Here is a 12398-nt window from a genome sequence, read left to right as displayed (position 1 = left end):
ATAGCCTGAAATGATAAGCAAACCCCTTGCCGGCAATCGTCCGGCGAGGGGTTGTTGTTTATTTGCTTATCGTTTCAGGTTGGGATTCAAGGAAGCGTCCCATGCCGGATAGGGCATGTAGTTACGGTTATCAGTCCAGGTGGCGTCAGTGATGGGGATTTTTTCCTGTACTGCCACTCCGGGAATGATTTCAACCGGCGTATTAGCCACACGCTCGGCAAAAGTTTCTTTGAGGGTGTTCATACGCAACTGGTCAGCACGACGTGTCACCAGAGCCGGATGATAACCGGCTACTTCCCAGCCGTGCTCGGCAAGGGCAGCATCGGCAAAGGTTTGTCCGCTCAGTCCCGGAGCCAATGCTGGCAATCCGGCGCGCTTGCGTACCCGATTCACACACTCATAGGCTTTTGCACTGGGCGTTCCGGTCGAACGTGCCTGCGACTCGGCATACCACAGCAAGACCTCGGCATAACGAATCATCTTGCGGCGTTGTGACGTAAACTGGCACATGTTGACCCCCTTCGTATAGTCGTAGTCTTGTACGTCGTTGATTCCGGAACCGGAGACGGTCGTGGTACAAAACATCGGATGCAGTTCGGGTACCAGCCAATTGCCTTTATCATCTTTTTCCCACCAGTTTATCAGAGGATTGCCTAGCTTATTCTGGTAAAGAATTTTCGACGAGTACACGGCGTCTTTGCGCGGACCTTCGGGCATCCGTTTCCAAAATCGTATTTCTCCCCAAAAATCGCCCCATCCGCCTTGCGATTCGAAGAGTTGAGTATTGCAAAATGATGTACCTTCACCATCGGCAAACAATCCGTTCGCATTGACACCCAGCACTGTTTCCTGTGTATAGTTATGTGTAATGTCGTAGACGAATTTGAACTCCGGTTCCAGTATGTATTCATACTGTCCTTTCTCTACGCCTTCGATCACGGCCAATGCCTCTGTCGCCGCCTTTGCGTAATATGCGGTTTCATTGATCGGCCATCCTGCCATCGCCATATAGACAGCCGAGAGGGTGGCACGTGCCGCTTGATAAGTGACAAAGGTATTTACGCCGAAGAGCTTGCCGGGTTCGGTCGTATAGTTCGTCGGCAATAACTTCTGGCAATCAAGCAGGTCGGGCACGATTATTTTTTCATATACATCCTTTTCCGAACTGAGTGGAATTTTCTGATCGACTTCGTTCTTAATAATCAGAGGCAGCGGTCCCCAAATACGCACGAGGTTAAAATAAGCTATGGCCCGCCAGAATTTCGCCTGACCGACGGCTATATTTTTCTCTTCTTCGGAAATGGGCGTTTCGTCGATATTTTCTAGTACATAATTGGCGGCTTTGATGAGCGTGTAATTGCCGGCCCATGTTTGTGCCAGTGCAATGTTTCCATCGGTCGGACGGAATCCGTCGATTTCGGCATACCACATTTTATTACTTCCCGGATTGGTTGTCGCATCGTCACCTTGCATAAAGTTGGGTGCGGTCAGGTTGGTGTTCGCCTGCATCTGTGCCACCTTGCTGTATAAAGCTGTGACGGCCAGATCGACCTCCTTCTGCGATGTAAACTTGCGAAGTGTCAGCTTACCTTTCGGATCTTCTTTCAGAAAATCATTACATGATGAGGTGCCGAACAAAAAGACAAAGAGTCCTGCTATGATGATTTTATTTTTCATATCGGTAACTGTTTTAACATTAGAAATTAGCATGAATACCTACTAAGAAAGTACGCGGAGACGGGAATGTTCCCATGTCGATTCCGTTATCCACATCCGCATTGGGTCCGGCCGATACATTGGCGGGATCCATCCCGGAATAGCGAGTAATGGTAAAAGCATTCTGACAACTGAGTGAGAAGCGCAGATCGGCAAAACGGACAACGCGTTTTGGTAGCTTATACGAAAGGGTAATGTTTTCCAAGCGCAGGTAACTTGCATCTTCGACCCATTGCGACGAGTTGCCGTAATTCCTGTTGCTTGCATTCTTCAACGACGAATAAGCGGCTCCCGCCCCGACTTTGTCGTAATTATTTTCATACGCTTCTTTCAGTGTGATGAAACGGCTTGGGCCTGTCATCGTCGACATGGCAAAGCGTGTCAGATTGATCTTGTCCATCCCGAATTGGCCGTTGAAGAACAAATTCAACTCCCAGTTTTTCCAGTTTATTTGGTTGTTCCAGCCCAGCGTAAAGTCGGGGAGTGAGTTGCCGATGATCTGACGGTCTTCCGAATCGAGTTTGTTGTTTCCGTTCACATCCTTGAATTTGTTACATCCGTTCTCGTCGAGTCCTTCCCATACATATCCATATAAAAGACCGAGCGGTTCTCCCACTTTCACCAGAGAAACTTCATTGACAAAGCCCCCCCACAAGGTGTTTCCGAAGATGAACCGCTCACCACCGAGCGAGAGTACTTCGTTCTTCAGCCATGTACCGTTGAGGGTACTTGTCCAGTTCCAGTCGGAATTTTGGATCAGTCGTGCCGATACGGAAGCTTCGAAGCCTTTGTTATGTACTTCGCCGTCGTTCACCCAATAATCTCCGCCACCATTATAGCTGGGTATATGCTTTCTGAGCAAACCATCCTTTGTACGCTTGTCATAATAATCGAGAGAAAAGCTCAGCCTATCGTCGAGCACGGAGAAATCGACCCCTAAATCCCATTGAAGTGTTTTCTCCCAAGTCAAGTCGGGGGTAGCGAAGATGCCGGCGTAGTACCCTGTCTGTTGGCTCGTCGTTCCGAAGGCCGTGTTGGCTTCCCACAAGAGCCCGAGGGTTTCGTAAGGATTCAGAGCCTGACTTCCTACAATTCCGTAGCTGCTCCTGAGTTTGAACTGACGGAAGACCGACTGATCTTTCATAAACCCTTCGTTGGCTATGTTCCAAGCCGCAGCGACGGAGGGGAAGTAGCCCCATTTGTTGTTGGTGAACACCGAAGAGCCATCGGCACGGAATGTTCCGGTTAAGATGTAGCGGTCGGCGTAATTATAGATGATCCGTCCGATGCCAGAAAGCAATGTTCTTTTGCTGTAATCGTTTCGAAGGCTCTTCGATCCGGCCAAGTTGATATTCCAGTATCCGACACTTTCAACCGGCAGATTATTCCCCGAGATGTTCATCATACGTGTTTCCGACGAGGTGGCTTCGAAGATGGCCGAAGCCGTCAGCGAATGCTTGTCCCATTTTCCTGTATAAGTAAGATTATTGATTGTCTGTAGCATCAGACGGCTATGATCTGTATTGCTAGCCCAGCTTTGCCTATATACGGTGGTGGGGCCGAACGAATAGGTTTTTCCGTCGAAGTAGTCTACCCCGTTCGTTGTCGTAAACGTTAGTCCGGGCAGTATCGTGAATCTCAGATCGACGTGCCCGGTCATCCGGTTGGCTTTCGAGTCGGAAGGTGCTTGTCTGATTTCTCCCATTGGGTTGGCTTCGATGTTGTTATAAGGATCCCAGTTGTATTTACCATTTTTGTCTTGCATCTCCATGGTGGGAGAGTAGTTCAGAGCTTTGAACATAGGGTTGGGGCCGGTGCTGAACCATGAGCCGGTAAAGTCGGAATGATCAGCCATGATGTCGGCCGTCATATGTAGCCACGGCGTCAGTTCCGACGTGAGGTTGAACTTGAACTGATATTTATCCGACTTATTATTCTCGACGATACCTTGTTCCGAGTTATAGCGACCCGATACATAATATTGCGTATGCTGGCTGCCTTTTGATATGGTTATTTTGTAGTCCTGTGTCATGCCGGTTCCGAAAAAGACATCTTGCCAATCGATTCCCTTGGTGCCGTTTTTATATCCTTCCATTTCGGCATCGGTGAAGGCATTTGGGTTTTTGATGTCGCGGTAAGCCAGCGCAGATTGGTAAGGAGTTAGCATCTCGTATTTTTTGACGAGGTTTGAGAAACCCATCCGGGCGTCGAAGCTGATATTTTGCTGGTTCGCTTTTCCTTTGCGGGTCGTGATCAGAATCACGCCATTTGCTCCACGAGATCCGTAAATAGCAGTGGATGAGGCATCTTTTAGGATTTGAACGGATTCGATATCTTCGGGTGCGATACCCGTTTCTCCGTTTTCACGTACCAGTCCGTCTACAACATACAGTGGGGCGTTGTTCCGATAAACAGAGTTGACTCCTCGGATACGGATTTTCGCAGAAGAGCCGGGTTGACCGTTTTTCTGAACGGAAACGCCGGAAACACGTCCCTGTAAACCGTTCGAAAGATCGGAAAGGTGCTGGTCTCTGAAGCTCTTATGATCCATCACGCCTACAGAACCTGCCAAATCGACTTTCTTTACAGTGCCGTAGCCGATGACCACAACCTCTTCGAGCGAGCGTGTATCTTCCTGCAAACGGATTTGCATGGGGGAAGAGGATGACTCGACTTCGATCGTCAGGTAGCCGATATACGACACGATGAGTGTCGCACTTGCCGGTGCATCGAAAGTAAAACGTCCGTCAGAGTCACTGATCGTTCCGATAGTCGTTCCTTTGACGGCCACGTTCGCACCGATGACAGGCTCACCCGTCACGGCATCAACCACCGTCCCCGTTATCCGCCGGCTGTCCTGTTGTGTAACGGAAGAGGCAGTCTTACCCAGCATTTTTTTTCTCACTAATACAATGTAGTTGTTTTCAAACTCATAACCGATATCGGTTGTCCCGAATGCCTCGTCGAGGTATGACGACACTTTGTCTGATTTACTCCGAAAACGCACTTCACGTTGCGTATCGATTTCGCGGTTACTGTATACGACCAGATAATCTGTTTGTTGTTCGATCTCATGAATTAACTGTTTTATCGAAACAGTATGCGAATTCATGGTCACCATGGCATGCTGGGCTTCGGTCTCGATGGCTGTCAGTTGCAGAGTGAACACGAATAAAAGAAGGAACGAAATTCTCATCATTCTGAAAAAGTTTTTAATACGTATATTTTTTACAGTCAAAAATAAGAACAAAGCTTTTATTTTCATATCTTTGCAATGTTAAGTGAATACTAAAATTAAGTTACGTGTTTACTTTTTAAAAAGGCGGCTGATGTTGCAGCATCGCGCCGCCTTTCTTTTCTTCGGATAGGTTTATGTTTTCATGGTTGTCTTTATTTTATCGAATGTAACAATCGGTTATTTACTCACTGTAATTGTATTGTTTTCCATATCTCTTATGACCTTAAAGCGATGTATTTTACCAATAATCCGGAGTATTTCGTCAATCCCGTCGTTTTGTCGGAATTTACCGCTATACGTCAGATTAAACAGCTCCGGCTCTTTTACTTCGATTTTGACATCATAATATCGTTCGAGTTGAATCAGAATATTCTTGAGCGATTCGTTCTCAAAACAATAAATCCCATCCTTCCACAAAAAATGATCGGAAGATGTGATAGGCTGAACTTCCATCTTTCCTTCGCAGACAGTTACAGTTTCGTTCGGTTTCAGCGTAACCCGCCGGGTTGGCATACGGGCGTCGGAAACCTCAATGCTTCCTTCGAGTAGACTGGCCTGAATGTAGTCTGTATCTGGTTGATTATAAACATTAAACTTTGTTCCGAGCACCTTCATTTCTACATCCTTTGCCGAAACGATAAAAGGTCTTTTCGCATCTTTGGTCACATCGAAAAAGGCCTCTCCTGTGAGGTTTACACGGCGCTCCTTACTTCCGAATGATGTCGGGTAAGTCAGTGTCGACCGTGTATTGAGCCATACCTGCGTGCCGTCGGGTAGTATCAACTGGGCTCGTTGCCTTGAAGGTACATAGAGTGAACTCATTGCTTTCTCATGCGGTAGGCTCTCTTTTGAGAGATGGTGTGTGATTAACGTCGTAGATGCAATTAACAGCACTGCCGCTGCTGCATAACGAGTGTAGAGAGCGAAAGAGCGCCGAGGTCGGAGATGGTCTTCTTTCATGCTTCGGATGAATTGAGAATATTTTTGTCCTGCTTCCCGTTCGTCTTGTTTCTGTTTCCAAAGCAGTGATAAAGCTTCGATATTTTGCTGCCCGATAAATTCGGATTTTAACCGAGGATCGGTATCCATCCTTCTCAATAACTCTAATCGTTCGGAGTCATCAAGCATGCCTTGAAAATATCTCCGTACTTGTTCTTCCATCTTTTCCATATTTTTGATAGTAGAACGTATAAGAGTGAAAAATCCGCTAAGAAGCAGTCCTTTTCATGTAAATAAAAAGAACAGCATGGGAAGTAGTCTTTCGAGAGCGATCTTCAGTTTTTTATAGGCAATACCCATTTGGGTTTCGATGGTGTTAAGTGATAGGCCGAGTTCTGCAGCAATGTCTTTTTGTTTTTTTCCCTCGATTTTACTTTTAATAAAAATTATTCGACATTTTTCCGGTAAGGTCTGAATGGCTTTTGATACAACAGACTCGATGTCATGTTCTGCCACATATTCTTCGTCGAAAGCTTCCAACGACTCGAACTTCATTTGCAGGGTGCGCGTGTATTCCTCTTGCAACTGTTCGGCCGAGCGCTGTTCGACCATCTTGTGTCGGAGGAAATCCACACATCTGTTTTTTACAGAAGTCAACAGCCATCCCATTTTATTCATGCGCCCTTCAAGCACGTCCTGCCGTTCCCATAAATCGAGGAATACATCTTGTACAATGTTCTCGGCATCGGCTTCCGACATGATGTATGCCTCGGCAAAGCGTTTCATTCGTGCGTAATACGATACGTAGATGGCTTTGAAACTTATGATCAATTGATGATTCCTGTCCAACTCGTTCCTTCTTTTTCCCGCAAACATACAGAAAAAAAATGTTTTTTATGTATGTTTGCATATTCGATATTGTTTACGGATGATTAAAGCGATTTTTTTAGACATCGACGGAACCATGGTCAGTTTCGATACGCATCGGATGCCGGAAGATACTGCATCGGCTTTGTGTGAAGCACGTAGCCGGGGCGTGAAACTTTTCGTGGCTACCGGTCGCCAGCGCGGAGATATCAATAATCTTGGTGACATGGAATTCGACGGATATATTACTCTCAACGGAAGTTGTTGTTTGGTCGGTGATAAGGTGATTTTCCGGAAAAGCATTCCGAAAGAAGATATTGTGGCTTTTGTCCGCTATCAGGAAGAAAACGGGATCATTCCCTGCTTTTTTGTCGAGACCGACGCTATTTCGGCTAATACCCGAGCTGATATTATGGAGCGTATGCGTGAGCTGATCTGTTTCCCCCCGCGCCCTGTTGTCTCCATGGATGAACTAATGCAGCGCGAGATATATCAATTGACAGCCTTCTTTTCGCAGGAAGCTGAGCCGGAGGTGATGCGGCAGATGCCTCATTGCACCGCTACGCGCTGGTATCCGACCTTTGCCGATGTTGTGGCAAAAGGCGTCGAGAAGTGTGTTGGTCTGGAAATGATGGGAGCGTATTTCGGTATTCGTCCTGAAGAAATGATGGCTATCGGCGATGGTGGCAATGATATTTCCATGCTCCGATACGCCGGCATAGGAGTAGCCATGGGCAACTCGGATGAGGAAGTCAAGCAGGCTGCCGATTATGTGACGTCTTCAATCGATGAAGGGGGAGTTGCGCAGGCGTTACACCACTTTGAAATCATTTAGCGACAAGCGGGTAGGAGAGAGGCACTTTCTATCTCTTACGGTAAGCTGTTACTTCAATTCCGGATAGCTGATACGGGTGTGATACATTGTTTTGAGCTTTTCGGTGAATGTCGCTTTGACGACGTCGATGTCCTTAAATGTCAAAGGTGCATTGCGCAGCAAGCCGTCGTTGATTTGACTGTCGATAATCTTATGAACGAGTGTTTCGATATGTTCGTCCGTATATTCGTTGAGGCTGCGCGATGCCGCTTCGATCGAGTCGGCCATCATCAGGATAGCAGTTTCTTTCGTAAACGGATTGGGACCGGGATAGGTGAATTTTGCTTCATCGATCGGCTGGTCGGGATAAGCGTTTCTGTATGAATTATAGAAATATTTCGTTTTGCCTCGCCCATGATGCGTCTGTATGAAATGGATGATGGCACGCGGGAGCATTGCTTTTTCAGCCATTTTAATGCCTTCTGTCACATGACTAATGATGATCTGTGCACTTTCTTCGTACGACAGTTTGAGGTGCGGATCAGCCTGCTTGTGCTGGTTTTCGGTGAAAAATGCGGGGTTCGTCATCTTCCCGATGTCATGATACAATGCGCCGGTACGTATCAGTTGGGTATCTGCACCGATCTTCGCACCTGCCGCCGAGGCAAGAATAGACACTTGTAGCGAGTGCTGAAATGTGCCGGGACACGTTTCCGAAAGTTTCTTCAGCAGCGGTGTGTTGATGTTTGACAGTTCGACCAGTGTGATGGGCGAGACGAAGCCGAATAGTTTTTCGAGCATGTAAATCAATACGTACGAGAACATCAGCAGGATAAAGCTGATGCCGAAGAAAAGCATCATCTGCCAATTGATTTTGTTCAGATCGCCTTCCTGATAGAGTGTAAGTCCTAAGTAGCACAACACATAAGCGAGCGAGATGAAAAAAGCACACCGGATCAGTTGCGAACGTTGCGTTAATTCTTTCAGGCTGACTATGAATACGATACCTGCAATCGTTTGCAACATCAGAAACTCGTGCGGGAATGGGGCGATGAGCGAGCAAAGCAGCACCGTGATCAGATGAGTAAAGAGCGCTGTATGCGAGTCGAAGAATGTACGAACCACGATCGGAACGATGGCAAACGGCAGGATATAGATATTGAACAGGTCGTATTTGAGGCATGTCTCGCTCAACAGACAGGGTACCAGTATGCAGAGCTGGATGAAGATGTTATTGTTGCGTCGAAAGAAAATCTCAGGACGGAACGAGATAAAATATAATGCACAGCAAAGCAAGATACCGAAGATGAGTACGAGCTGGCCTGCCCAGATCGTTCCGTATCGGTGACTGCCTCCCGATTTGGTTTCGTGAATGATTTTCAGGGAGCGGAGGATATTGTACGTTTCGGCATCTACCACCTCACCCCGGTCGACGATCCGTTCGCCGGCCTGCACCATTCCAATGGAGAGGGAGACGTCGTGCAGCCTTTTGTTTAGTACTTTGTCTGATGTTTCCGCATCGTATGTGAGGTTCGGCTCCAGATATTGTTCGAAATTGCTCGACCACAATTCGTCTTTATCCATCGGTTTGGGAGCGTTTTGAATGATGTTTTCGTAAGCTGTTTTAGGTGAATATAAGTCGCTGACATTTCTGCCGACAGCCACGTTCTTCTTCAGTACATTCACTCGCGCACGATTTTCCGAAATCATCTTCTCTAACTCCGGAGCTGCCACGATGCCTTGGTTATAAAGATGTTGTATCTGACGGTTGAGGTATTGCCACAACGGAGTGCTCATCGTATGTTGTGAGAGGTAATCGTTTTTCAGATTTTCCAGTACTGTTTTCGACACATCTTCTTTCAGCCGGAAATACGGTTCGAAACGTGTCCTGATGCTGTCTTTTTCTGCCTTTATTTCCTGATCACTCTTGTAAATCGGGAAGTCGCCCGGTGCTGTAAGCAGGTCGTACCGCCACGGTTTACCTTCGTGGAACTGATAAGGAAATTTTCCTTCACGAGGGAAAAAATAAGCGATAATCGCAGCCGTAACGGTAAAAAAGAGAAATGATTGTATTGTTGTTTTCCTTGACTTCATACGTATCTTCTGCTTAAACGATTTATGAGTTTTCAGGGCGAAATGTACGCAAAAAATCAATATCTGCAAAAAAATCGTAAAAGGTGGCGGTGTAAGCGGAGTCTGCCAATAGTCTTTCTTTGCGATTTTTTCATACCTTTGTGCGCCGATCTTTCTTATCGACATCAACAAATAGCTTATTTATTCATCTTAATAATGACATAACATATGAAAAACTGGAAAAAAGCACTTTTGGCAAGTCTGTTGTATATGGTAGGAGGAATATTTCTTTCCGCGCAGCAACCAATCTTAAAGTTCAATGCAGACAAGAAATTTAAAATTGTTCAATTCACGGATGTACATTACATCGATGGTGATCCGCGCTCGGCCGGCTCATTGGAAAACATCGCCGAGACCCTCGATGCCGAAAAGCCGGATTTGGTCATCATCACCGGCGACGTGATATACGGCAAGCCGGCCGAAGCCAGTATGCGTGCTGTGTTGAGGCCTATTTCGGAACGAAAAATTCCTTTTGCCGTAACGTATGGCAATCATGATGACGAGTTTGATATGACCCGTGAAGAACTGTTCACCGTGATTCAAAGCGTACCCTACAACTTGACAGCTACGACTGAAGGCATCCATGGCGTGACTAATTTTATCTTGCCGATTCTCTCGGCTACGAGCGAAAAAACGGCTGAACTGTTGTATTGCTTCGATTCTAATGCTTATTCGAAGCTCGAAGACGTGAAAGGATACGACTATATCAGAACGGATCAAATTGCTTGGTATCGCACACAAAGCGAATTTTTTACACGTGCTAACGGAGGTATTCCCATCCCTTCGCTGGCTTTTTTCCATATCCCGTTTCCCGAATTCAATCAAGCCTCTTCGGACGAGCACGCACACTTCTGCGGAACACGTATGGAAGCTGCCTCGTCACCGAAGCTCAATTCGGGCATGTTCGTGGCGATGAAAGAAATGAAAGATATCGAAGGGGTATTTGTCGGTCATGATCATGATAACGATTACTCCGTTCAGTGGCATGGCATATTGCTGGCTTTCGGACGCTACAGCGGTGGAAATACGGTCTACAATAACCTCAAACCGAATGGTGCCCGCATTGTTGAACTGACGGAGGGTGTCAAAGGCTTCCGCACGTATATCCGTTTGCGTGGTGGAGCTATCATCAACGACTTCAAATATCCTGAATACTTTACGGATCAGAAGAATTAGAGCAACGATTTAATACGTCACCTGTCGGGGTGATCGACTATAAACCGCCGGGCCTCATTCTTTTATTTCTGAAGAGAAACAGCCCGGCGGTTGTTTTTAGCATTCTTTTTGCATTTTTTCCAACTCAGTCCAATTCCTCGCGTTTTATACCCTGAAACCCGTTCGTTTGATAAGAAAGGCGGCTTCTTTGTCCAATAGGGGGCTGAAAACTTGCAGAACCACCTGCCTCGTGTCTATCTTTGCATCCACAGACATAATATTTCATAATAAAGTCTTTTTAGTGGTATATGAATGGTTTATGCGAGGAATCCGAGACGTGAGTCTGGGATTTTTTCTTTTTAGGGCTTTACCATAGCCGCATCCATACCTTTGGAATATTTGATTCGGTTTTGCCCCGTCTCATCCGAATAAATTACATAATATTCGATATCCTGAAATGTTTCGGCCATGCGGCAGGCTGCTTCTACCCCCATCGCCATAAATGCCGTGGCATATGCATCTGCCGTCATACAGTCAGGCGCGATGATCGATGTACTCAGGATTGTTTGCTCCGAAGGATAGCCGGTTCGAGGATCGATCGTATGGGCGTATTTCTTGCCTTCTTTGATATAGAAATTACGGTAATTGCCCGACGTCGCCATTCCTTTCTTCCCGCAAAGAGCCACTACCTGGCCGATGTCGTTTTTAATACCTGTCGTATCGTCTTCGGGCTTATTAATTCCGATGCGCCAGCAGTCTCCTTTGGGATTTAAACCTTTCGAAGCAACTTCGCCACCGATATCGATCATATAATTTTCTACTCCCTCACGTTCGAGGAGGTCAGCGATCACATCGCAGGCATATCCTTTGGCAAGAGCAGAGAAATTAAGCTGGATGCGCGGGTCTTCTTTGACCACACGCCGGCCTTCGAGACGTATTTTTCGATATCCGACAAACGTTAACAGACTATCGATAACGGGTTGCGATACGCTGTCTTTTCGCTCAAAGCCAAACCCCCACAGGTTGATCAACGGAGCAGCCGTTACATCGAAAGCTCCGTCGGAACGGGCAGACACTTCCATCGCCTTGTTAAAAACGGTCACAAACCAGTCGTCGACCTCCACCGCTTCGTTTCGGTTTACTTTGGCCAGTATTGAGTTGGGATTAAAGGGATTCAAAGAAAGATTAAAAGCCTGAAACTCCGCGTCGATTTTTTCCGTTAGCAACACAGATGACTCGTATTTAATCTGGTAGAGCGTGTGAAAAACAGTTCCGCTCTCTTCGTAATATTGAGGTTGAGAAGAGCGGCATGACATAACCGACAGGATTGTCAAAAAAAAGAAAGTGAAGCGGAGAAAAGCGCATCGTTTGCTTGTTTTCTCTAAAGAAAATTTCATCATCGGGTTCATTGTATTTTCTGTGTTAATTTTCGCGCAAAGATACGTCACAATTTTCATTTCCAACGTGAACAGAGGGGATTCACAGGGCAACCGCATCAAATCTTTAGTAGCTTTTTGAGGTAGTCCATATTCAGAG

At 46.4% G+C, this 12398-nt stretch carries 8 protein-coding genes; 2 read left to right on the top strand and 6 right to left on the bottom strand.

All coding sequences use genetic code 11. The annotated features are described in order from the left end of the window. Positions 1 to 66 precede the first annotated feature (66 nt). The 4 genes from ACTTKA_RS08435 to ACTTKA_RS08420 form a co-directional block, all read right to left on the bottom strand. Complete coding sequence (locus tag ACTTKA_RS08435; protein ID WP_442714213.1) at positions 67 to 1677, bottom strand: RagB/SusD family nutrient uptake outer membrane protein; 1611 nt, start codon at positions 1675 to 1677, stop codon at positions 67 to 69. 19 nt (positions 1678 to 1696) lie between these two features. After that, positions 1697 to 4915 (bottom strand): SusC/RagA family TonB-linked outer membrane protein, encoded by a 3219-nt coding sequence (locus tag ACTTKA_RS08430; protein WP_442724688.1) that lies wholly within the window; start codon positions 4913 to 4915, stop codon positions 1697 to 1699. Between the two features lie 216 nt (positions 4916 to 5131). Continuing rightward, positions 5132 to 6124 (bottom strand): FecR family protein, encoded by a 993-nt coding sequence (locus ACTTKA_RS08425; protein ID WP_442724687.1) that lies wholly within the window; start codon positions 6122 to 6124, stop codon positions 5132 to 5134. A 54-nt stretch (positions 6125 to 6178) separates the two neighbouring features. Next, positions 6179 to 6769 (bottom strand): RNA polymerase sigma-70 factor, encoded by a 591-nt coding sequence (locus ACTTKA_RS08420; protein ID WP_442724686.1) that lies wholly within the window; start codon positions 6767 to 6769, stop codon positions 6179 to 6181. A 52-nt stretch (positions 6770 to 6821) separates the two neighbouring features. Between ACTTKA_RS08420 and ACTTKA_RS08415 the strand changes: the two genes are divergently transcribed. After that, the gene (locus tag ACTTKA_RS08415; RefSeq protein ID WP_442724685.1) at positions 6822 to 7595 is read left to right on the top strand and encodes a Cof-type HAD-IIB family hydrolase; all 774 of its coding nucleotides are present in this window, start codon (positions 6822 to 6824) and stop codon (positions 7593 to 7595) included. A gap of 48 nt (positions 7596 to 7643) precedes the next feature. On the opposite strand, the gene ACTTKA_RS08410 is transcribed toward ACTTKA_RS08415, so the two are convergent. Beyond that, positions 7644 to 9668 carry an HD family phosphohydrolase gene (locus ACTTKA_RS08410; RefSeq protein WP_442724684.1) on the bottom strand — a complete coding sequence of 675 codons (2025 nt, stop codon included), beginning with the start codon at positions 9666 to 9668 and terminating at the stop codon, positions 7644 to 7646. A 207-nt stretch (positions 9669 to 9875) separates the two neighbouring features. Between ACTTKA_RS08410 and ACTTKA_RS08405 the strand changes: the two genes are divergently transcribed. After that, positions 9876 to 10883 (top strand): metallophosphoesterase family protein, encoded by a 1008-nt coding sequence (locus tag ACTTKA_RS08405; protein WP_442714207.1) that lies wholly within the window; start codon positions 9876 to 9878, stop codon positions 10881 to 10883. A gap of 338 nt (positions 10884 to 11221) precedes the next feature. On the opposite strand, the gene ACTTKA_RS08400 is transcribed toward ACTTKA_RS08405, so the two are convergent. Further along, positions 11222 to 12178, bottom strand: a complete 957-nt coding sequence (locus tag ACTTKA_RS08400; RefSeq protein ID WP_442724706.1) for an FAD:protein FMN transferase — start codon at positions 12176 to 12178, stop codon at positions 11222 to 11224. Between the last annotated feature and the right edge of the window lie 220 nt (positions 12179 to 12398).

It is taken from the genome of Tannerella sp., assembly GCF_052170195.1.
GTDB lineage: Bacteria > Bacteroidota > Bacteroidia > Bacteroidales > Tannerellaceae > Tannerella.
This window is presented reverse-complemented; position numbering and strand designations above follow the sequence as displayed.